Genomic DNA, 25,061 nt, shown 5'->3' on the forward strand with positions numbered 1-25,061 from the left:
AAGCAGTAAGATTTTAATAATCTTACTGCTTTTCATTAAATTAGATTATCATTTTTCAATAAGTTAAAAAGTGTTGGTTTAAAATTGAAAGTGTTTATTAAATTATGAACTTCAGTTAATGACTTTTCCTTCTTATCTTTATTAATATTTGATTTTGAAGCTCTAATTAAGATATTTTTAGGAGAATGAGCGATATCAATAAATTCAAGAAGTTGGGTTTTATAGCCAGCACATTCAAGTAAATTAGCTCTAATACTATCTGTCATAAGGGCTGCAACTCTTTCTTGTACTATTCCGTACTTAGTTAATATAGATAAAGAATCTGATTTCATTTGACTATTAAGTTCATGTTGACAACAAGGAACTGAAAAAATCATTTTACTATTCCATTTTACTGCATTATATAAAGCATAATCAGTTGCGGTATCACAAGCATGAAGAGTAATAACCATATCTACTTTATTTGTGTATTTAAAGCCATTTATATCACCTAATTCAAAGTGAAGATTTTCGTAGTTATATCTTTTAGCAATTTCATTACATTTTTTTATTACATCTTCTTTTAAATCTAAGCCAATCATTTTTACATTAATATTTTTAATTTTTACAAAATAGTAGTATAAAACAAATGTTAAATATGATTTACCACAACCAAAATCTAAAATAGTAAGATCTTTATAGTCATTCTTTTTAATTTCATCATCTATAATTTCAATAAATCTATTAATTTGTTTATATTTATCATACTTTGAATTAATAACTTTTCCTTCTTTAGTAAATACACCAAGATCTATTAACGGCTCGATGATCATACCTTCTTTTAAAATATAATTTTTTTCTTTATTATGGCCTTTTTTTATTAAATTTGAATTATCACTTTTTCTTTTATTTAAAAATACCTTACCTTTTTTAGAGATTTTTAAGTCATATGTATTATTTAGTGACCATGCTGCTACTTGTTTATAATTTTCATATATAATCTCTATTAGTTTATCACTTAAAAAATCAACTTCTATATTTTCATGAAATACTTGTTTATCTGTGAATTTTTCAATTTGATAATATGTATTTTTAGGTGAACTTTTTAGTGATATTACTATTTTATTATACTTAAGATCTTTATTGGCTTTATTACTTATAACAATTTTAAATAATTCCTCATTTAACATTTCGTCTATTGATTTTTTTAAATTTTCCATGTATTACTCACCTTATAATTATTATTTTAAACTATATTAAATTAAACTTAAAATTTTATTTTTCCTAACATTAATTATATATAGCAAATAAGATAATTCAAACTATTTTTTATAATTTACCTACTTTATTTTATAGTTATTAATATTAAACAGCTATCACATAAAATATGATAGCTGTTTAATATTAATAATTTTCCTTTATATTTTGAGCTTTTTTCTCTTTTTTATGGTGACATCCGCAACTATTGGCTTTCTTTTCTTTTTCTTGTTGACTAGAACAACAACAATCATGCTTTTCACTCATAGTATTTCCTCCTAAAGTTTAAGTAAATAAAATACTAATGTATGTTTCAACATTACCTTATTATTTTATAAACAACAAAAGCATTGATGTTATGAAATTGAAGTCAATATTTCTATAATATGAAAAATCCAGCTGCTATTATTAAATATACAGCTACTAACTGCGCACCTTCTAACCAATTTGACTCTCCATCATTTGCTACTTTATTTGCAATTAATACAGAAACTATAAGAGCTACAAGTTCAAATTGATTAAAAATTATAGTCATTGGTGTAAATAATAAACTTAAAAATATAAGTATTGGTGCTACAAATAATATAATTTGAAGACTAGATCCTATTGCAATTTCAATTGCAACATCCATTTTATTTTTTATTGCCATTGTTATAGCAGTACTATGCTCTGCTGCATTTCCTATAATAGGTATTAAAATTATACCTACAAAAAATTCACTTAATCCTAATTTAGCAGTTATATCTTCAACACCACTTACTAAAAATTCACTTTCTATAGCTATTAATACTGTAGAAACAATTAGAATTATAATTGCTTTTTTTAAAGACCATTTAGCTTTCCCATCTTCTTCATAATTAACAGCGTATAATTCTTTGTGAGTAAAAAAGGAAAAAACTAGGCTTAATATATATAATACAAACATTACTATAGCTACTACTAAACTAAACCCTTCATATTTAGTATTTAATAAATTACTAGACAAGGTATGAGTAAATATAGCTGGAATAGAAAGACCAATTACAGCAAATAAAAGCATGCTAGATGTAACTTCTACAATATTTCTATTAAATTTTTGGTTTTTATGTTTTAAACCACCTATTAACATACTACCGCCTAAAACAAGCAATATATTTCCTATTATTGAGCCAGCTATAGACGATTTCACAACTTCAAATAATCCTTCTTTAAGAGCAAAGAATGATATTATCAATTCTGTGGCATTTCCAAAAGTCGCATTTAAAAATCCACCAATTTTAGGACCGGTATAAAAGGAGATTTCTTCAGTTCCCTCTCCCATTAATCCAGCTAAAGGTATTATAGATAAAGCTGCTAAGATAAACATTATAGATGGAGAAAAATTTAAGAATTTCCCAACTATGCTAATAGGAATAAAAATCAACATAAACTTCAATATTTTCACATATATCACATCCATTTCACACAATAATATTTAATAGTTTTTCCTTAACTACAAATAAATATTATTATAAAAAAAACTTCACTAAATTTCTTTTAAAATTTAGTGAAGTTTTTTAGATTATGTTTGTAAATTATATTAAATTTTATGCTTATATAAAAGCTTTAATTATTTTTCCCAACCTTTTGAACGTTCAATTGCCTTTTTCCAACCATTATATAAATCATTTCTTTTATTTTCATCTAATTTAGATGTATATGTTTCGCTAGAATACCAGTTTTTTGATATTTCATCAGTACTATCAAAATATCCAACAGCAAGTCCTGCTAAATAAGCTGCTCCTAAGGCAGTAGTTTCTGTAATAATAGGTTTACATACTTTTATATCAGTTATATCTGATTGAAATTGCATTAATAATTTATTTTTACTAGCGCCTCCATCAACTTTTAAGGTTGTTATTTTGAATCCGGCATCTTCTTCCATGGCATTTAATAAATCTTTTACTTGATAAGCAATTGATTCCAGTGAGGCACGAATAATATGATTTTTATTTGTACCTCTAGTTAATCCAAAGATAGAACCTCTTGCATACATATCCCAATAAGGCGCTCCTAGGCCTACAAATGCAGGAACAACATATACCCCTCCATTATCTTTAACACTTTTTGCAAAGTATTCCGAATCCTTTGCATCAGTGATTAATCCTAATTCATCTCTTAACCATTGGATTATAGCTCCTCCCATAAACACAGAACCTTCTAAAGCATATTGTACTTTATTGTTTAATCCAATAGCTATAGTGGTTAATAAGCCATGTTTACTTTCAACTAATTCATCACCTGTATTCATAAGTAAAAAACATCCTGTACCATATGTGTTTTTCGCATCACCTTTATTAAAGGCAGCTTGACCAAAAAGTGCAGCTTGTTGGTCTCCTGCAATTCCTGCAATTGGAACTTTAGTGTTGCTTTTTCCACCAAGATTTACATAACCATATATTTCTGAAGAATTTCTTACTTCAGGTAGCATAGATAATGGTATATCTAGTATAGCTGCTATTTCTTCATCCCATTTTAATTCTTTAATATTAAAAAGCATGGTTCTAGAAGCATTTGTATAATCAGTTACATGAACTTCACCATTTGTAAGTTTCCAAAGCAACCATGTATCAACAGTTCCAAAAAGTAATTGTCCATTTTTAGCTTTATCTCTAGCACCTTCAACGTTATCTAAAATCCATTTAATTTTAGTTGCTGAAAAATATGCATCTATTACTAAACCAGTAGTCTTTTTAATATATTTTTCAAATCCTTCTTCTTTAAGTTTCTCACAAATGCTAGCAGTTCTTCTACATTGCCAAACTATTGCATTATAAATTGGTTCACCTGTTTCTTTATCCCAAACAATAGTGGTTTCTCTTTGATTAGTTATTCCTATTGCGGCTATTTGCTCTTGAGATATATTACTTTTTGCCATTACTTCTTGTAATACTCCATATTGTGAAGCCCATATCTCCATTGGATTATGCTCTACCCAGCCTTCTTTAGGATATATTTGAGTAAATTCCTTTTGTGCTATTCCATATATATTTTGATCTTTATCAAATATTATTGCTCTTGAACTAGTAGTTCCTTGATCTAAAGCCATAATATATTTATTCATTGTAACGTACCTCCTAAGTTTACTAAGATAGTTGTTAGATTATTACTTAAACTTTCTCATATTTAGTATATTTCACACTATATAAATAATAATATTATGTTAACAATACATTTATATATAACTTAATAGTTATACTGAAAATAATCATAATTAAAAGATTTCAATAGAAAATGAAAATGTATACAAGTTGACTTGTAATTTTATTTATAGACATTAATCAGTATATTGACAATAATATCATATAATAAATTTATTTTGAATATAAAATTAGTGTTTTTAAGGGGTCGTATTAAAATACAATATTAGTAGTATAGCTATTTTAATATAACCCCAATATATAATACCTATTTAAAAGCTAAGCTTACTTCATTAATATTAAGCTCTATACAATTATTTTTACTTGTTAAATTATCAATTATTAATTTATTTAATACTATACCATATTTTTCAGTACAATATACTTCTACTACCTTTTCTATATCAATTGATAATATTTTGTTTGCAAGAGTTACACCATCTATATCATTTATTGATTTTTCAAATAAAGCAACACTTCTTTTTATAATTGGATTCATTCCACCTTTATTAGATAATTTAAAGTCATTGATATCTATTTGCAGTATATTATTTTTGAAGTTATTAACGGTTAGCATGGTATAAAAATCGATATTCAATCCAATTACTTTATAAACACCTCGTATTTTTATGTTGTTTTCTAGAGAAAGCTCGTTTATAAAAACTTTATCTTGTAATTTTAATAAATTTAATATATCTTCTTTTGTAAGTGTTAATAGTAGATTTTTAAGTTTCATTTTAACCTTCCTTTAAATACCTTATTAATAAAAAATACTTTAATACATATTTAAATATATTCTTACTAATACAATACATTACAAGTATATTTAAAGATAAGCTGTATAATAAAAAAAGAGCTTTAATATTAAGCTCTTATTTGCTAAACTTTATACCTATTAGTTCATCAAATGAATTAATAGAATAATCATAATTTAATACACTTCCAAATCCATATTTAGCATAAACAAAAGGAATATCTGCTATTTTTGCAGCTTTCATATCACCTTCTGTATCTCCAATATATATTGGATTTTTCAAATTATTTCTTTCTATTATTAACTTTATATTTTCTCCTTTTGTAAGGCCTGTTCTACCTGGACATTCATAATCTAAAAAATACTTATCAAGCTTATGAGCTTTAAAAAAACATTCAATATATCCATCTTGACAATTACTTACTATAAATAATTTATAGGTTTTATTTAATATTTTAAGGGTATTTTCTAAATTGTCATATAACTTAGCTCCGTATTCACCTATATATTCATTTTCATAGTTAGCACATTCATGGATTACTTTAATTTGAGTTTCTTTATCTAAGTTTGGAAATAACATTTCTGCAATTTCATCTAATAATTTTCCCATGCAAGGTTTTAGTTCTTCTACTGTAATTTCTTTTTTATCAAAGTTATAGTTTGATAAAATCTTACTCCAACTTTCTGCAACTTCTTTAGTAGAGTCCCATAAGGTACCATCTAAATCAAATATTAATCCATCGACTTTCATTTTTCCTCCTGAATATTATGTATATGCTCTTCTAAATAGATTTATCTCGTTAGAAGAGGATGTACAGATATTTTTAGTAAATATTTTATTTTCAGATTAAACATATGAAGTTATAACACAATTTATATTTTTAGGTTGTAAATATGATGCTACTTCAAATGCATAATTTAAGCGTATTTCATTATCTACTTTATTAATAATAGTTTTATAGAGTGTTGAATTATTATTTATATCTTTCATTTGTCCACTTTTACTACTTAGAAGATATGCAATATCATAAGGAGTTATTAAATGATCTAAATTAACATTTAAAACTGCTGATACAATTTCAGGTCTATGACAAACTACATTTAATGGATTATAAACTGAATCAATACCAGCTATCCCTATAGCTATTGTAGTGTTTTTTAATAATACAGGCTCATATTTAGCTGGTGCTTTTAGTGGTAACATTTTAGAACCATCAGCTTCAACTAATAAGAAATCACAAAGTTCAATTAATTTATCAGCAATTTCTTCATCTATAGAGCCAATTTTATTATTATTGGATTTTTTTCCTACTGTAACTAATAAATTTTTATCTAAAGAATCTTTAATTAAATCTTTATTATCATTAAATATAATACAGTCCTTTGGCATATGCATATGTGTAGTAGTTGTTACTATTACTTTTTTACCTAAGTTACTAAGCTCATTTGCTAAAGTATATAATGATGTAGTTTTTCCTCCAGCACCAACAAAAGAAATTACTTCTTTCTTATTGGGGTTTATATCTAGTGCTTTATACAAATGAGTTTCTTCTATAGTGATATCAGTACACTTTATTATTTTCATAGTATATCCTATTATTATTAAATTTCTATATATTTAATAATAAACTATTTTATAACAAATTCAAAGATATAAATATTACTTAATAATAATTTATTTGATTAATATTTAAAGGCAAATATAAAAGTGTATTAAATATAAAATAGATTTATATTTAATACACTAAGATTAACTTTATATAGCAAATCTAATTAATTATATAAAATTAAGCTAGAAAAAGCATTAATATTTAATTTTATTTTTCCAGAATAGTTTATAATTGTATCATCATTGTAAATTTTAAATTTAACGCCATTTGATATAGGTAATGAAAACTCTATATCACAAGGGCAGTCATCTAAATTTAAAATAATAATTGCCCATTTATTATCAAAAGTACGAGCATATACAAATTGTTTATTTCTAACTAAAATTTCTTTATATTTACCATTGGTTAACACGGGAATTTCATTTCGCATTTTTGATAAATTACATATTGTTTTTAACATTTGTTGAGCTTCAGCATTATCTTTAAAATCATCTAATGATAATTCAGGTCTTAAGTTCAAATCAGTTATTTTTCTATCACCTTCAATTGCCCATTCACTTCCATAGTATATAGATGGAATACCAGGAATAGTAAATAGCAAAGTATATATATTATTTAAATACCTTTTATCATTTACCATTGTTGCAATTCTATTAACATCATGATTATCTACAAAATTATATAGATTTAAATCTTTATATATACCGTAATCACCAAATTGCCTATTCAATGAATATGCTATTTCAAAGTAGTTTTTATCATTATGACTTGAATATAGTCCCTTATAAATTTCATAATTTGTTGCAGAATCTAATAAATCACTGCCAACAATACTATTATAATCTCCATGAATAATTTCTCCCATTAACCATAAATCTGGTTTTATATTATTGCAAAAGCTTTTCAATTCTTTAATAAAGTCTTTTGGTAGGCAATATGCAACATCTAGTCTAATTCCATCAATCCCAAAATCATTGACCCAGGTTTTTATAGCATCAAATAAGTGAGTTTTTACTTCATTATTAGATAAATTTAATTTTACTAATTCATAATGCCCTTCCCATCCATCATAGTAAAATCCATCATTATAATTATTATTTCTATTAAAATCTATATTAAACCATGATGAATAATCAGAGTTATATTTATTTTTCAATACATCTTTAAACGCCCAAAATTCCCGGCCTACATGATTAAAAACTCCATCTACTACAACCTTTATATTATTTTCATGAAGAATTTTTACCAATTTTTTAAAATCATCATTGCTTCCTAAACGTTCATCAATTTTATAGTAATCTTTAGTATCATAACCATGATAGGTTGATTCAAAAATAGGACCCAAATAAATAGCAGTTATGCCCATATCAACTAAATGTTTAATCCAGTTATCATCAAATTTGCTTAGTTTATTAATAGCTATACTGCAATTATCTTTCTTTAAAACACCGCAAAATCCTAGTGTATATACGTGATAAAATATTGTATCTTGTATTGAATTTAACATTTAAAATCCTCCTAAATATTTTATTAAGGTATATAATATTGTAGATAAACATATGGTTTAGTATAACTTTATATAATTATTATAATTTATAATGGAATATTTTGTACGTATTATTCAATTGAAATTTATAATAATTTTAAATAATATAGTATATTATTTATTAATATGAAAATTTAAAGCTTATTATATTCATGTAGTTAATAAAATTTATTCAAAAGAAAGGAAATAAAATGATTAATGATATTAAATTAACCAACTTAACTAAATCATCAGGATGTGCAGCAAAAATAGGACCAGCTACTTTAGAATCTGTATTGAAAAATTTACCTAAGTTTAATGATAATAATCTTATTGTAGGTTTTGATAAAAAAGATGATGCATGTGTATATAAAATAGGTGACGAGAATGTTTTAATACAGACAGTAGATTTTTTTCCACCTATGGTTGATGATCCCTATATATTTGGACAAATTGCGGCTACCAATGCATTAAGTGATATATATGCAATGGGAGGTGACCCTGCTATTGCGATGAATTTATTGTGTTTCCCATCATGTTTGGACAAATCAATTATGAGTGAAATTTTATCAGGAGGATATAATAAAGTACAAGAAGCTGGAGCTATTGTGGTAGGGGGACACACTATTGCTGATCCTATACCTAAGTATGGTCTTTGTGTTAGTGGATTTGCTAATAAAAATAAAATACTTACCAATAGTAATTCTAAAACTGGAGATGTTATTGTTTTAACTAAACCCATAGGATTAGGAGTATTGAATACTGCATCTAAAGCTGAACTTTTAAATAGTAGTGAAAGTAAAGAGATTACCGATGTAATGACAATGTTAAATAAATATGCAAAGGAATGCTTAAATGGATTAAGAGTTAATGCCTGTACTGATATTACAGGTTTTGGTTTAATTGGACATGCATATGAAATGGCTGATGGAAGTAATAAAACTATAGAAATTTCAAGTGAAGATATACCTATTTTACCTAAAGCTTTAGAATATGCAAAGATTGGAGTTATTCCTGAAGGAATGTACAATAATTTAGAGTATTTAAAAGATAAATTTAAATGCTTAGAAAATATCTCAGATGAAATGAGAGATGTATTGCTTGATCCACAAACATCTGGAGGATTACTTTTATCTATGCCAGAAGAGGATGCAAAAAAATATTTATCTAGGATGGAGTATTATACTAATTGGACTAAAATTATTGGACAGGTATATGAAAAGTCGCAATATGATATAGTAATAAAATAAAGTAACCATTGTGAAAGAAATTCACAATGGTTACTTTATTATCATTATACTTTATACTTTAAATGAGATATCTATTTAAACCCATTCGCCCATAAGTTTTCTGTATAATTTTGTATATTCTTCAGCTGAATTATTCCAAGAGAAGTCTTTACACATACCTCTATAAGCTATTCCATTCCATTTATCTCTTTGATTAAAATATACATGTTTTGCATAGTTTATTATATTTAGCATTTCATAGGCATTATAGTTAGCAAATGAAAAACCTGTACCACAGTCATAATGCTCATTATATGGTTCAACTGTATCTCTTAAACCACCAGTTTCTCTTACTATTGGAACTGATCCATATCTTAAGGCGATTAATTGAGTTAAACCACATGGCTCAAATCTTGAAGGAACAAGCATAGCATCAGCAGCTGCATATATTTTATGAGCTCTATTATTTGAGAAGCAAATGTTACCAGAGACTCTATCTTTTAGCTTCCACTCATAATACCTGAATAAATTTTCATAACCTTCATCACCAGTTCCAAGAATAACTAATTGAGTATGATCATCTGCAATTTGTTCTATTACATTTTTAATTAAATCTATACCTTTTTGGTCTGTTAATCTAGATATTAAACCTATCATAAACTTATTTTCATCTACTGTTAATCCTAATTCTTTTTGTAATTCTGTTTTATTATAAGCTTTATTTGGAATAAAACTATACTTTCCATACGTTCTAAAAATTTCATTATCTGTTTCAGGATTGTATTCATTATAATCTATTCCATTTAAAATTCCATAAAGGCCACCACTTTTTTCACGTATAACTCCATCAAGGCCTTCTCCGTAATAATCACATTGGATTTCATTTTTATAACTATTACTTACAGTGGTAATATAATTTGCATATATTAATCCACCTTTTAGCATATTTGCATCTTTTTTATATTCCATATCTGTTGGTCTAAAAACATAATCTGGGAAGTTAGTAATGCTCTTAAGAGTTTTTATATCCCAAATTCCTTGGAATTTTAAATTGTGTATAGTCATAATAGTTTTTATATTATGATAAAAGCTATTATCATTGAATATAGTGTGTAAGTAAACCGGTAAAACTCCAGTTTGCCAATCATGACAATGAATAATATCAGGTTTGAAATTTATTGATGGTAAAATTGATAAGGCTGCTTTGCTAAAAAAGCAGAACTTTTCAATATCAAACTTTGTATCTCCACTATAAGGAGCATTTCCACCAAAATAATGTTCATTGTCTATAAAATAAAAAGTTATTCCATCATATTCACAAGTCATTATACCTACATAGGTATTTTTAGATACTTGTCCAAGATCCATATAAAAATGAGTAACATATTTAAAATTATTTTTATACTGCCAAGGGATACACTTATAATTAGGTATTACTACTCTAACATCAAATTCATCCTTTGGAAATGACTTTGGAAGTGAACCTACAACGTCAGCTAAACCACCAGTTTTAATAAAAGGAACACTTTCAGAAGCCACAAATAATATATTTTTCATATCTCAATTCCCCCTGATTTAACTATATAGTAAATTTTAATGTGTATACTAAATAAAAAAATTAAAACTAAATACAAATACTATTTTACCATATTTACATTAATTGTAAACAAATAGAAGTTATTATTATTAATTTATTTCTTATAAACATTTACAAATAAATTTTACATAAAATTTCCAAGTGAAAAATGATAATTTTAATAGCTGTTCTTTAAATTTTTGCTAGATAATATATTAACGTAATATTATAGAGTAAAAATTATTTATATATTTATAAGAATAAATTTAATAAGTTATGGCTATAATAACTTTAGGAAAAAGTTATATAATACTTTTTCTTGATATAGAAAGCTATCCCATTGCTCTTATGAGGATAGCTTTTAATATTTAATTATTTTTAAATCATCTTTAGTATCAATATCACAAATCTCTATTTTTTCGCTAACTTCAACTAAAATTAAATCATGTAAGTTGTTTTTTAGAATACTACTTCCACCAATATCTCCATTTAAACTTAAAAGTGAATTTAAATATTTCCTTGAAAATATAACCGGATTTCTAGGTTTTTTATTATAAGAAACTGCAACTATTCCCGTATTAGATACATTAAAAGCATGTATTAAGTTACGTATAGTTTGAATTTTTATAAATGGTTGGTCACATACCATAAACATATATCCATCTGCAGACTTATCATAATTGATTCCAAGTTGTATAGAAGAAGAGATACCCTTATAACTTTCAGTATTTATAACAATATTAAAATTATATTTCTTTAATTCTTTTTGTATTTCTTCATACTGTGTAACAAAAATAACTTTATTGAAATTTATATTTTTAATTGTATCTAATATATACATGTACATATCTTTTCCATTAATTTTATAAAGAAGTTTATTTTCTAAAAATCTTTTACTATTACCTGCAGCTAATAAAATTAAATTAATTTTCATTTTATATTTCCTAATTTTTTAATTCCATTAAATTTTATTACTATTTATATAAACTTTATAAAGAGATAACTTTTTCAACTTCTTTCATTGCAGAAATTATTTCATACATATTACTTACAGCTCCTACCGAAAGTTTATTATCTAACCCATAAAAACTTAAACAAGTTCCACACACTAATATGTTAACACCTAACTTTTGAAGCTCTTTTAGATGTTCAATAGCTTGCTCATTTAATGTAGGAACCTTAACGCCATCATTCATAAATAAGATATATTTAGGAATATCATCACTTTCTGCTAATGTATAAAAGAACATTTTTATTAAACTTTTACCAAGTTCCTTATCGCCATAACCAATAATATCTTTCCCTATAAAAGTTGCCCAATTACCTAAATTTTTTCTTTGAATTTTAGAAATGATAGATTCACACTCTTCACAAGAATTATTAAAAGTAATATTATAAATATTATTTTCTTCTTTTACAGTAATTTTAAAACCTTGACTATTAGCAAGTTTTTTTAAGTTTTCAACTACTATTTTATTATCAACAACAATTATAAAAAAGTCTTCTCCATTATCAATTTCTTTTTTTGCCATAATTACAGGCATTGGACAATTTTGCCCTACTGCATTAATTATTTTCATAGTTAAAATCTCCTCTAAAATTATATATTTTTATAAGATTAAGGTATATATTCAAATAGAACTTTTATTTGCCCACCACAAACCATACCTAAGTTAGCAGCTTTTGAATTAGATAGATCATAATTTTCAATTGATGATTTTTCTAATTTAATTAATTCTAAAGCTTTATTATAAACAACATTTTCTAGGATACCCCCACCAATAGTTCCTATAAAATTACCATTTTCAATTACAAGCATTTTAGTTCCAACTGCCCTTGGAGATGATCCGTTTTTATTTAAAATAGTAATAAGCATAATTTTATCTTTATTTTTAGTGATATTATCTAGAATTGCATCATCTATATTTGATATTTTAATGGAATTTTTATAATTAATGATTTCACCCATTATACTTATGGAAATTTCGGCTGGTGTTTGAGCTTTTATTTTTAATCCTATTGGAGCATGAATTTTTTCAATATCCTCAGTAGTAAAACCACAGTTATATAATTCCCTTCTTACTGATTCAACTTTAGCTTTACTTCCTATCATTCCAATGTATTTAAAATTAGAGTTTAATATACATTTTAATGCTAATATATCGTCTTTATGACCTCTAGTAACAATAACAAAATATGAATTATTATAATTTATATCTTTTAGAGCTTTTTCAAAATCATTACAAATAATAGTATTAGCTAAAGGAAATCTATTTTTATTTGCAAATTCTTTCCTGTTATCAATTATAGTAATATCAAAATCTAACATTTTTCCAATATTACACAAAGGTAAAGCTATATGTCCTCCACCACAAATAACTAAATGGGGTTTTGATGAAATAAGCTCAATAAATACTTTAATATTTTCATTAATTTTAAATACTTTTCCTAATTCTATAGATTCTAGATTTTGAATAATTTCTTTATAAATATTGCTACTATCTGTATCTTCAAATATTACTTCATTCTCAAATTTTAATATTTTGTTTATTAATATAGTATTTTCTTTTGAGTATATAATTGTAATAATATAAATATTTTTATCTTCATTTAGTTTATTTTTTAAAATATTATAAACTTGTCTACTCATTTCTTTGCTCCATAACCTATTTATTAATATGTTCTTTATTTAAATATAAAATAGCTTCTAAAACTCCACCGCTTATTGACCTTGCTTTATCGGAAATAGTAAAGCAATGGGATTTCTCACATCTTGGATCAATATCACCACACTTCATTCCACTATAAACTTGTAATCCTTCTTTCAACATTCCGCGAATAATTCCATTTACATTTGCTTTAATTTTAGTAGTATTAATATAAGCAACAATATCACCTTTATAAACATAATCTCCTATTTGTTTTATTGGAGTTATTATCCCATCAGTTGTTGCTCTTATTATTCTTTCTTCAGTAAATCCAGCAATATCTCCGGGGATCCCTGTATTAGGAAGAGCCTCTCCATCATAAATACATTTACCTAAATAATGCCCTCTTTGTGTTTCAATAACACAATGACAATCTACATTTGCATTAAAACCTGGTCCTAGAGCTATAACAATAGGAGCATCATGTATACTTGTCCCTAAATTTTTTTTTGCAATTATTGCATCAATTACAACATCAGGTTTTAATTGTTTTACAATATCTGCAGTCTTATCAATAATAACTGGAATATTGCCATTATGAATTATATTTTTTATATCTTTTATATTATTTACTAAAATTGCTTTAATACCCTCAACTTCTACACTACCATCATATACAGCTTGAGAAAATGAAATAGTTCGTCGTACTGTAGTAGGTTTACTTATTTCTGTCATAACTATATCAAAGCCACATCTTTTTAATCTATGGGCTACGCCAGTAGCTAAATCACCAGCGCCCTTTATTAAAATTAGCATAGTATAACCCTCCATTTTAATAATATATAAGATATTTAAATTTCATTTTAAAATATTTTATATTAAAGTTTCTTTAATTAAGAACTCTAGGATTATCAACAAATTCTAACTAAAAGTTCACCTTCAGGCATATTAACAATCCTTTTTCCACCAATTAAGGTTTTTAAATATACTTTGTTTTTACCATCATTAATTGCTTCACCAATTATAGCTGAATTTTTTGCTACAGGGTTTTCTTTCATTATATTCAAAACCTTATTAGCTTCTTCTTTATCAACTATTACAACTACTTTTCCTTCATTTGCTACATATAGAGGATCTAATCCTAATATATCGCATACAGATTTAACCTCATTTTTTATAGGAAGGTCAATTTCGTTAATTTCCATACTTATTTTACTATGTTCTGAAATTTCATTTAATGTAGTAGCAATCCCCCCTCTTGTTGGATCTCTTAATACTTTAATATTATTACTTACAGATAAAATATCACTTATAAGTTCATTTAAAAGGCAACAATCACTTTTTATGTTTGAACTAAAGTTTAGATTTTCTCTTTCATTCATAATAGATATACCATGATCACCTAAGGTACCACTTATAATTATTTTATCTCCATCTTTTACAGTATCTCCACCTAGGTAAGGCGTAGTATCTTTTTTTATACCAATACCTGTTGTATTAATATAAAGTTTATCGCAACTTCCCCTTTCAACAACTTTTGTATCTCCTGTAACAATTTTAACGTTAGCTTTTTTAGCTGTTTCTGCCATAGATTTAACGACTCTTTCAAGTTCATTAAAACTTAATCCCTCTTCAATTATAAATCCTACAGAAATATAAAGAGGAATAGCTCCACTCATTGAAATGTCATTTATTGTCCCACAGACTGAAAGCTTTCCAATATCACCACCTTTAAAAAAAATAGGATTTATAACAAAAGAATCAGTTGATATTGCTATTTTGTCATTAAGTTTAGGTAATATAGTTGAGTCATTTTTTTGATTAAGATATTCATTTTCAAAGTACTTAAAAAATATATCATTTATTAGTTTATTTGTAGCTTTTCCACCACTACCATGAGATAAGGTTATTATATCCATAATTTATTTCCTCGCTTAATTTTATATATTTTACTTACATAAACTTAATAATTAAAATTTTAAGAATGATTATATTAAAACGTAATTCATTTATCTATATTTATAAAAAGATGCACAAGCTCCTTCTTCTGAAACCATACATGGGCCAATAGGATTTAATGGCGTACAAGTACTTCCAAAAAGTTTACACTGAATGGGTTCTTTAATACCCATTAAAATTTCCCCACAAGAGCAGCCTTTATTATCTTTAGTTTCAATAATATTCATATTAAGGTTAGTTAAAATATCAAAATTAATATATTTATCCTTTAATTTAAGTCCGGCATTATCTATTTTACCAATACCTCTCCAAATACTTTCAGTCGGTTCAAAAACTTCATATAACATTTTTAAAGCTTCTATATTTCCTTCTTTTTTAACTAACCTTCCATAAAAATTTTCTAAAGTTGAACAAGAGTTTTCCTTCATTTCAATTAGTTTTAATATTGATGCTAAAATATCATTTGCTTCAAAGCCACAAATAACTAGGGGGGTATTATATTCTTTTGACAAATTTATAAATGGCTCTTCACCAATAATTGTTGCAACATGACCTGGACATAAAAATGCATCAATTTTAACCTGAGGATTTAAAACTAAGCTTTTCATGGCTTCAGGCATTGTTTTTAATGAATTTAAAATAAAGAATTATTTATCGATTGCTTTTTAGCCAAAGTAATAGTAAGAGCTATTATTGGAGCTGTAGTTTCAAATCCTATAGATAAAAATACAATTTTCTTTTTAGGATTTTCTTTTGCAATTTTTATACTATCTACTGGAGAATATACAACTCTTATATCATGTCCAAGTGCTTTTTCGGTATTTAAAGTGCTTTTAGTACCTGGAACTCTCATTAAATCACCAAATGTTGTAATTATTACATCATTCATTTTTGAAAGAGTTATAGCTGTATCTATATATCCTTGAGGTGTAACACAGACAGGACAACCAGGACCATTAATTAGCTTAATATTTTTAGGTAATAGGTCTTTTATACCTAATTTTAAAATAGCATTAGTATGTGTACCGCAAACCTCCATAATTGTAATATCTGTAGTGTTTTTTTGTATTTTATTCAAAAGTTTAGTTGTAATTTTAGGATCTTTTATTTTATTTATGACTTCCATTTAGCTTCCACTCCTCAATTGCATCACTAAGTTCTTCAAAAATATCCAAAGTTTCCTTAGCATAATCTTCATCAATCTTTTGAATCGCACAACCTGCATGAACTAAAACATATTCTCCGATTTTTGGATTTTCTATAAACGATATATTTACATTAATATTAACGCCACCATAATTAACAACAGCTTCTCCATCATTTATTTTCTCAATTTTAGCTGGTACTGCTATACACATTTCATTCTCACACCTTTCAAATATTACAAATAAATTATAAATTTTCATTAGCAATAATGAGTTGCCCAAAACTTATTCCACTATCATTACAAGGAATATTTCTATGAGTATAAATATTGAAATTATTTTTTTCCAATACATCAATTATTCCTGTAAATAATATTTCGTTTTGAAAAACACCGCCACTTAAAGCAACAGAATTTATATTATAGTCTTTTCTTAATATTAAAATAATTTCAATTGTGGCATTAATTATTGTGTTATGAAACTTTTTCGATATTATTGATACAGCTAAATTATTATTTATGTCTTTAATAATGCCTTTTATAATGTTATCAAAATCTAAAATATAAAGAGAATTAATAGTTTTAATAGAATAGGTATATGATTCCGTTATTGAATCATTACTTATATTTTGAAGATAAATTGCAGCTTCACCTTCAAAGCTTATATTACTATTAAAGCCAATTAATGAGCTAATTCCATCAAATAATCTTCCAATACTAGAAGTTTCAGGAGAATTTATATTTTTATCAATCATTTTTTTTATAGTTTTATAGTCATTTTGTCTTAAATGAGTAGGTATATATTTCTCATAATCTTCATTAAAAACTTTATATAATAAAGAAATTGCAATTTTCCAAGGTTCCTTTATTGCACTTTCGCCACCAGGCAAATTAAAATAGCCTAAATGTGCAACTCGCTGGAAGGATTTTTTATTGCATATTAAAAACTCGCCCCCCCATATTTTTTTATCTAATCCATATCCTGTACCATCAAATGCAACACCTATAACTTTCTCATTAGCATTATTTTCAGCTAAACAACTTACAATATGGCTATGATGATGTTGGACTTCTATCTTTTTAAAGGTATTATCCAAAGAATCACTAATATATATTTTTTTTTCAATTTCTATATTCTTATAATTAAAATCAGGATGTATATCATAAACAATGGTCTTAGGAGCAATTTCATAAATTTTAGTAAAGTGTTCTATTATATTTTCTAATAAGTTAATTGTACTTACATTCTGCAAATCACCAATATATTCACTTATAAATATATCTTTTTTATTGCTTAATGAAATTGTATTTTTTAATTCAGCACCTAATGCTAAAATTTCATTTTTAGTTTTAATATTTATTGCAGTAGGAGAATATCCCCTACCGGATCTGATAACTCTTTCTTTATTTTCTAAAAAAATACTTACACTATCATCAATAGGCATATATATTTCTCTATTATGCATTAAATAATAATCAACAATATGATTAAGTTTGTTTAATGCATCTTCATTTTTGTAAATCATAGGTTCACCGCTAATATTGGCACTTGTTACAACTAGTACATTTATTCCATTTTCAAATAATAAATAATGCAAGGGAGTATAGGGTAGCATTACTCCTACTCTTTTATTATTAGGTGCTAAATTTTCAGGTAGCTTAAAATCAGGTAATTTTTTTAACAACAAAATAGGTCGTTTGTTACTAGTGAGAATTTCCTCTTCTTTATTTGTTAATATACAATATTTTTTTACGGTTTCTACATCTTTCATCATAATAGCTAAAGGTTTTCTAGGTCTTCCTTTTTTTTCTCTTAATAGTTTTATTGTATTTTCATTTGTACCATCACAAACTAAATTAAATCCACCTAACCCTTTTACAGCTAGTATTTTTCCTTTTTTTAAAAAATCTATAGCTTCACTCATTACATAATTAGAATTTAAAGTTAACTCTTCTCCAGTTTTATTAGAAAGCCAAACACGAGGCCCGCATTCTTTACAACCATTAGGTTGGGCGTGAAATCTCCTGTTTAATGGATTTTCGTATTCTTTTTTACAGTTATCACACATTATAAATTCATTCATAGTAGTAGAGTCTCTATCATATGGAAGTGATTTTGTTATAGTAAATCGTGGTCCACAATTTGTACAATTTGTAAAGGCATATCTATATCGTATATTCTTCTTATCAAATATATCTTCTTTACACTTATCACATATAGAATAATCAGGAGAAATATACGTAGTTGGTTTTGTACTATTATTACTCTCTTTTATAGTAAATTCTTTATAATTAATAACTTTTTTTTCTTTTACAATAATTTTATTAATTTTAGAGAGTGGAGGTGGATTATTTTTTATGTTATTTATAAATACATCTAAACTTCTATTGTCACCTTCAGCATCAATTAATACTCCCATAGCAGTATTGTTTACCCATCCATTAAGATTACTTTTTATAGCTAAATTATATATAAATGGCCTAAAGCCTACTCCTTGAACAATTCCATTAATTTCAATAAATTTTCTTTTTATAGACATATTACACACCACCTTTCTGTAAAAAATTTACATATAAGTATAAGTTAATTATATCATTTATTTTATAATTTCAATAATTATAAAATAAAAAAATAGAGATAAATATAATTAATTTTAATTATATTTATCTCTATTTTAAGTCTTTATTTTAAGATTACTCTTTCCAAGTTGAATTTTTAATAAACTCTTCAACAATATTATGATTCATATCTGGATTAATAGTTTCCTCATGAGTAATAGTTATTATAGACATAGCTACTGAATATTTTAAAGTATCTTTAATGCTTAAATTATTCATATAACCATATCCAATACCTGCAACAAAGGAATCACCTGCTCCAGTTACATTTTTAACTTCTATTTTTTCGCCACAAGCAAGCTTACCTTCTTCTCCAGTACTTGTTACATAATATATACCATCAGCATCTAAACTTATGAATACATTCTTAACACCTTGGTCTATAAAGAATTTACCTGCTTTTCTTAAATCATCATCATTTTCTATTTTAAATCCACAAAGGGCTTCAACCTCAAATCTGTTAGGTTTTATAGTGTGGAAATATTTAACTAAATGACGTATTTTTCTAGCTTTCTTAGCCGAAACTGGATCTAATATGAATTTACTTTTACCTCCATATTTTTTTAATATGTACTCTAGTAGCTCAGGATTATCTGAATCAACAATTGTATATTCAGCATTTCTAAAAATTTCATCCTTAGCATCAATGAATGATTGATCCATTTTATTTAAACTTTCCATATCAACTACGGCTGATTCCATTTCACCTTGATGATTTAAAATGGCCATATAAGTAGGTGTGCTTTCTCCCTTTAATATAAGTGAGTTTTCCATGTTATATCCCATTTTTTTAGAATGTTCAAAAATGCTCTTTCCATTTTCATCATCACCTAGTGTAGAAATAAATTCAGTTTTTACCCCAACTCTTGCTAAATTTTCAGCTATATTTCTACATACTCCCCCAAAAGATATTTTTATATGTCCTGGAATTGAATCATTTTGAACATAGCTTCTTCCACAGAAACCAAAAATATCAACTATCGATGCCCCTAATACTAATATATATGGATTATTATCATTCATACTATCTCTCCTGCCATAAAATTAACGTAATAAAATATAAATACATTATAGTAAAGAGAAAGGAAAAAATAAAGAGGGAATTACAAAAAAAATGTCGAAAAATTAAATTTATAAGAAAAAATTACCCCAAGTTAATTAAAAATACGAACTTGGGGCAAATAAATATAATTAAATATTCGTAGGAACAGTTTTCATATTTATATTAATTTCTTTAGGATTATAATTTATATTACATTCTGTTAAATTTAAATTTTTAAATGCTACTGACATCATAAGCCTAATTCTATTTATTTGATTTACTTCAGAAGCACCAGGATCATAATCTACTGCAATAATATTGGCAAGAGGATATTTTGTTTTTAAAGCTTTAATCATACCCTTACCAGTAACATGGTTTGGAAGACATGCAAAAGGTTGTACACAAACAATATTATTAACGCCATTTTCTATAAGTTCTATCATTTCACCAGTTAAAAGCCATCCTTCACCAGTTTGGTTTCCTAAAGAGACAACTTTATTGGCTTTTTCGGCTAGGGCATTTATTTTAACAGGTGATCCAAATCTTTCACTCTTTTCAAGTTCTTCCATTAAAACCTTTCTAGATGATTCAATATAAGATATTGCAATATTACAACCATCTTTAACTAATTTACTTCCTGATAAATACTTGTATTTAAAAACATTATTAAAGCAACAATATAAAAAGAAATCTAATAAGTCAGGTACTACTACTTCGGCACCTTCTTTTTCTAAAACATCAATTATATTATTATTAGCAGTTGGATGGTATTTTACTAAGATTTCTCCAACTATTCCAACCTTAGGCTTAACAATATCATTTATCTCTAGTTTATCAAAAGAGCTAACTATTTCTTTTATATTTTCATTCATTTCATTTTTATTGCCATTTTCTATATTAATGAATGCCTTTTCTCTAAATTGATTATATAATGCATTTGCAGAACCTTTTACTTTTTCATATGGTCTAACTCTATATAACACTCGCATAAATAAATCACCATATATAATGCCCATAATTAATTTTTTTATAAGCTCATATGTTATAGTGAATCCAGGTTGTTTTTCTAATCCTATAGTATTTAAAGAAATAATTGGTACATCTTTAAATCCAGCTTCTTTTAAAGCTTTCTTTAAAAATCCAACATAATTAGTTGCTCTACATCCTCCGCCTGTTTGTGTAATAATAACTGCTGTTTTATTTACGTCATATTTTCCAGATTTCAATGCATTTATAATTTGTCCGATAACAAGAATCGAAGGATAGCATGCATCATTATTAACATATTTTAATCCCTCTTCAACAGCTTGCTTATCATCACCTGGCAGTACATCTAAGTTATATCCACTAGATCGTGCAGCTCTTTCTATAAATTGAAAATGTATTGGTGACATTTGAGGTGCAAGTATTGTCCAATCTTTCTTCATTTTCTTAGTAAATATATTTTTTTTATAATTTGTATCAACATTTTTTAGTTCTATATTAAATTTTTCTCTCTCTTCCATGGCTGCTTTTAGTGATCTTAACCTAATTCTTACAGCACCTAAGTTAGTACCTTCATCTATTTTTATTAATGTATACATTTTGTTTCTAGAAGCAAGTATTTCAGAAACCTGATCAGAAGTAACAGCATCTAATCCACAACCAAATGATGTTAATTGAACTAATTCTAAATCGGTTCTATCTTTAACAAAAGAAGCAGCTTTATATAATCGTGTATGATACATCCATTGATCAACGACTCTTAATGGCCTATTAACTTTGCCTAAATGAGATATGCTATCTTCAGTTAAAACTGCCATGTTATACGAAGTTATGATATCTGGTAGTCCATGGTTTATTTCAGTATCAATATGATAAGGACGTCCACATAAAACTATACCTTTTATTTTTTTATCATTTATATATTTTAGAGCTTCTTCTCCTTTATTTCTTATATCATTTTTTACATTTTCGCGCTCTTCAAAAGCTAAATTTACAGCAGTAATAGCTTCTTTTAATGTAACATTATAGTCCTTAAATATATCTACTATTCTTTTATATAGTTTTTCTTTATTATGAAGTGATAAAAATGGTGATATATACTTTACACCTTTAAGGTTTAATTGGTCTATGTTATGCTTAATAACCTCAGGATAAGATGTAACTATTGGACAATTATAATGATTATTTGCATTTTTATCTTCTATATATTCGTATGGAACACATGGATAAAATATAGTTTTTATGTTTTTATTTATAAGTGAAAGTATATGTCCATGAGTGAGCTTTGCTGGATAACATACAGACTCAGAAGGTATTGTTTCTATTCCTAGATTAAATATCTTTTTACTAGAGTTTTCAGATAAAATTACTCTAAATTTTAAGCTTGTAAGTAAAGTAAACCAAAATGGATAATTTTCATAAATATTTAGTGCTCTAGGAATTCCTATTTCACCTCTTATAGCTTCTTCTTTTGATAAGGGTTCATAATTAAATATTCTCTCTAATTTGTATTTATATAAATTAGGGATCTCTGAATTTTTATTTATATGACCTAATGGTTTTTCACATCTGTTACCTGTAATAAATTTTTCATTGTTATTAAATTTAATAATTGTTAATAGACAATTATTTCCACAACCGCCACATCTTCTACAACTGGTATCCATAGAAAAGCTTTTTAAGTTATCTTTATTAACTAATGATGTTTTCATTCCTAATTCATATTTTTCTTTACTTATTAATGCTGCTCCAAATGCACCCATCAATCCAGCTATATTAGGTCTTATAACATTAATACCAGTTATTTTTTCAAAGCTTCTCAATACGCCATCATTATAAAAAGTACCACCTTGAACTAGAATATTTTTCCCAAGCTCATTAAAATTTCGTATTTTTATTACTTTATATAGAGCATTTTTTATTGCAGAATAACATAACCCTGCAGAAATATCTGAAATATCAGCACCCTCTTTTTGAACTTGTTTAACTTTAGAGTTCATAAATACAGTACATCTTGAGCCTAAATCAACTGGAGATTTAGATTTAATGCTTAGCTTTGAAAATTCTTCTATAGATAAATTTAAAGATTTGCTAAAACTTTCAATAAATGATCCACATCCAGAAGAACAAGCTTCATTTAACAATATGCTATCTATAACTCCATTTTTTATTTTTAAGGCCTTCATGTCTTGACCACCAATATCTAATATGAAATCAACATTATCTTTAAAATATTTAGCTCCTTTGAAGTGACATATAGTTTCAATTTCACCATTATCTACTTTTAATGCTGTTTTAATTAAAGCTTCACCATATCCTGTTACAGTTGAGTTTGCTATGTTTATATCATCATTAATTTTTTCATAAAATTCTTCTAACATGGTAATAGTTTTTATTAAGGGGCTACCTTCATTGCTATTATACTTAGAAAATAATAATTGCCCCTGATCTCCTATTACTACCATCTTAGTGGTTGTTGAGCCTGCATCTATTCCAATAAAAACATTTCCCTTATAAGTACTTAAGTCTTCCCTTTTTACATCATTTAAGGCATGTCTTTTTTTAAAATCCATATACTCCTGTTCATTTAAGAATAGAGGCTCTAAAGAATTATCTTTATTTATTTCTATAGTTGTATTATTCAATCTATTTATTAATTCTTTTATAGTTAACGTATCTCTATCTTCACTTAAAAGAGCTGCACCTAATGCTACATATAACTCACCATTATCAGGTACATTATAATTTTTATCGCTTAAATTCAGAGTTTTGATAAATCGCTCTCTTAGACCATCTAAAAAATGAAGAGGTCCTCCTAAAAATGTTACATTTCCTCTAATAGGTTTACCACAAGCAAGTCCACTTATAGTTTGATTTACAACGGCTTGAAATATAGATGCTGCAATATCCTCTGATTTAGCTCCTTCATTAATTAAAGGTTGTACATCAGTTTTAGCAAAAACACCACATCTAGATGCTATAGGATAAATTATTGTAGAGTCTTTTGATAAATTATTTAAGCCTTCCGCATCTGTATTTAAAAGAATAGCCATTTGATCAATAAATGCACCTGTTCCACCAGCACATGTACCATTCATTCGTTGGTCTATTCCATTTTTCAAATAGGTTATTTTAGCATCTTCACCACCAAGTTCTATAACAACATCTGTTTGTGGTAAGTATTCTTGAACTGCTTTTGTACAGGCTATAACTTCTTGCTCGAAAGTACAATTAAGCCATTCTGAAACAGCAATTCCACCAGAGCCTGTAATTGTAACTTTTACGTTAGAATCATTAATAACATTAAATAAATCAATAAGAACTTCTTTTAAAGTTGTTTTAATATCTGAATAATGTCTTTTATAGTCACTATAAGTGATTCTTCCTAAATTATCTAGTGCTATAATTTTTATTGTTGTTGAACCTACATCAATTCCTAATTTTAAATAACTCATATTATCACACTCACAAAAATATATTATCATTTTATATTTACTATATTTTTCTTATATATATGTCTATATTTAATTCTAAACATATTACAATTTTATGAATAATAATATTGAATATAGACAAT

At 26.1% G+C, this 25,061-nt stretch carries 18 protein-coding genes and 1 pseudogene; 1 reads left to right on the forward strand and 18 read right to left on the reverse strand.

The window, feature by feature from the left end; genetic code table 11:
- Positions 1-35 precede the first annotated feature (35 nt).
- From HMPREF0216_RS10445 to HMPREF0216_RS10475, 7 genes are all read right to left on the reverse strand, one after another.
- A complete protein-coding gene (locus HMPREF0216_RS10445) occupies positions 36-1,199 on the reverse strand; it encodes a class I SAM-dependent methyltransferase (RefSeq protein WP_005214037.1) in 1,164 nt (387 codons plus the stop codon).
- Between the two features lie 416 nt (positions 1,200-1,615).
- On the reverse strand, positions 1,616-2,659 hold the full coding sequence (gene cax, locus HMPREF0216_RS10450; RefSeq protein WP_040419678.1) for a calcium/proton exchanger: 1,044 nt from the start codon (positions 2,657-2,659) through the stop codon (positions 1,616-1,618).
- Between the two features lie 165 nt (positions 2,660-2,824).
- Entirely contained in the window at positions 2,825-4,318 is a 1,494-nt protein-coding gene (gene glpK, locus HMPREF0216_RS10455) for a glycerol kinase GlpK (protein WP_005214040.1), read from the reverse strand.
- 344 nt (positions 4,319-4,662) lie between these two features.
- Positions 4,663-5,130 (reverse strand): hypothetical protein, encoded by a 468-nt coding sequence (locus HMPREF0216_RS10460; protein ID WP_005214041.1) that lies wholly within the window; start codon positions 5,128-5,130, stop codon positions 4,663-4,665.
- A gap of 136 nt (positions 5,131-5,266) precedes the next feature.
- On the reverse strand, positions 5,267-5,899 hold the full coding sequence (locus tag HMPREF0216_RS10465; RefSeq protein ID WP_005214042.1) for an HAD family hydrolase: 633 nt from the start codon (positions 5,897-5,899) through the stop codon (positions 5,267-5,269).
- A 96-nt stretch (positions 5,900-5,995) separates the two neighbouring features.
- On the reverse strand, positions 5,996-6,733 hold the full coding sequence (gene yqeC / locus HMPREF0216_RS10470) for a selenium cofactor biosynthesis protein YqeC (RefSeq protein ID WP_005214043.1): 738 nt from the start codon (positions 6,731-6,733) through the stop codon (positions 5,996-5,998).
- A 188-nt stretch (positions 6,734-6,921) separates the two neighbouring features.
- Positions 6,922-8,265 carry an alpha-amylase family glycosyl hydrolase gene (locus HMPREF0216_RS10475; protein ID WP_005214044.1) on the reverse strand — a complete coding sequence of 448 codons (1,344 nt, stop codon included), beginning with the start codon at positions 8,263-8,265 and terminating at the stop codon, positions 6,922-6,924.
- A 230-nt stretch (positions 8,266-8,495) separates the two neighbouring features.
- Between HMPREF0216_RS10475 and selD the strand changes: the two genes are divergently transcribed.
- Positions 8,496-9,533: a selenide, water dikinase SelD gene (gene selD / locus HMPREF0216_RS10480; protein ID WP_005214045.1), complete on the forward strand. Its 1,038-nt coding sequence runs from the start codon at positions 8,496-8,498 to the stop codon at positions 9,531-9,533.
- A 75-nt stretch (positions 9,534-9,608) separates the two neighbouring features.
- On the opposite strand, the gene HMPREF0216_RS10485 is transcribed toward selD, so the two are convergent.
- The 11 genes and pseudogenes from HMPREF0216_RS10485 to HMPREF0216_RS10535 form a co-directional block, all read right to left on the reverse strand.
- A complete protein-coding gene (locus HMPREF0216_RS10485) occupies positions 9,609-11,069 on the reverse strand; it encodes a glycogen synthase (protein ID WP_005214046.1) in 1,461 nt (486 codons plus the stop codon).
- A 380-nt stretch (positions 11,070-11,449) separates the two neighbouring features.
- Positions 11,450-12,022: a nucleotidyltransferase family protein gene (locus tag HMPREF0216_RS10490; RefSeq protein WP_005214047.1), complete on the reverse strand. Its 573-nt coding sequence runs from the start codon at positions 12,020-12,022 to the stop codon at positions 11,450-11,452.
- Between the two features lie 55 nt (positions 12,023-12,077).
- Complete coding sequence (gene yedF / locus HMPREF0216_RS10495) at positions 12,078-12,668, reverse strand: sulfurtransferase-like selenium metabolism protein YedF (protein WP_005214048.1); 591 nt, start codon at positions 12,666-12,668, stop codon at positions 12,078-12,080.
- Positions 12,669-12,706: 38 nt separating this feature from the next.
- Positions 12,707-13,738 carry an XdhC family protein gene (locus HMPREF0216_RS10500; RefSeq protein WP_005214049.1) on the reverse strand — a complete coding sequence of 344 codons (1,032 nt, stop codon included), beginning with the start codon at positions 13,736-13,738 and terminating at the stop codon, positions 12,707-12,709.
- Between the two features lie 16 nt (positions 13,739-13,754).
- The gene (gene yqeB, locus HMPREF0216_RS10505) at positions 13,755-14,552 is read right to left on the reverse strand and encodes a selenium-dependent molybdenum cofactor biosynthesis protein YqeB (protein ID WP_040419679.1); all 798 of its coding nucleotides are present in this window, start codon (positions 14,550-14,552) and stop codon (positions 13,755-13,757) included.
- Positions 14,553-14,647: 95 nt separating this feature from the next.
- A complete protein-coding gene (hypE, locus tag HMPREF0216_RS10510; RefSeq protein ID WP_005214051.1) occupies positions 14,648-15,655 on the reverse strand; it encodes a hydrogenase expression/formation protein HypE in 1,008 nt (335 codons plus the stop codon).
- 90 nt (positions 15,656-15,745) lie between these two features.
- Positions 15,746-16,821: pseudogene (gene hypD / locus HMPREF0216_RS18265) on the reverse strand (hydrogenase formation protein HypD).
- Positions 16,805-17,053 (reverse strand): HypC/HybG/HupF family hydrogenase formation chaperone, encoded by a 249-nt coding sequence (locus tag HMPREF0216_RS10520; RefSeq protein WP_040419682.1) that lies wholly within the window; start codon positions 17,051-17,053, stop codon positions 16,805-16,807. The pseudogene hypD and the gene HMPREF0216_RS10520 overlap by 17 nt, the downstream one beginning before the upstream one ends.
- Positions 17,054-17,087: 34 nt before the next feature.
- Complete coding sequence (hypF, locus tag HMPREF0216_RS10525; protein ID WP_005214055.1) at positions 17,088-19,379, reverse strand: carbamoyltransferase HypF; 2,292 nt, start codon at positions 19,377-19,379, stop codon at positions 17,088-17,090.
- 154 nt (positions 19,380-19,533) lie between these two features.
- The gene (locus tag HMPREF0216_RS10530; protein WP_005214056.1) at positions 19,534-20,481 is read right to left on the reverse strand and encodes a carbohydrate kinase family protein; all 948 of its coding nucleotides are present in this window, start codon (positions 20,479-20,481) and stop codon (positions 19,534-19,536) included.
- A 168-nt stretch (positions 20,482-20,649) separates the two neighbouring features.
- Positions 20,650-24,939 carry a 2-hydroxyacyl-CoA dehydratase gene (locus HMPREF0216_RS10535; RefSeq protein WP_005214057.1) on the reverse strand — a complete coding sequence of 1,430 codons (4,290 nt, stop codon included), beginning with the start codon at positions 24,937-24,939 and terminating at the stop codon, positions 20,650-20,652.
- Between the last annotated feature and the right edge of the window lie 122 nt (positions 24,940-25,061).

Source organism: Clostridium celatum DSM 1785 (assembly GCF_000320405.1).
Classification (GTDB): Bacteria; Bacillota; Clostridia; order Clostridiales; family Clostridiaceae; genus Clostridium; species Clostridium celatum.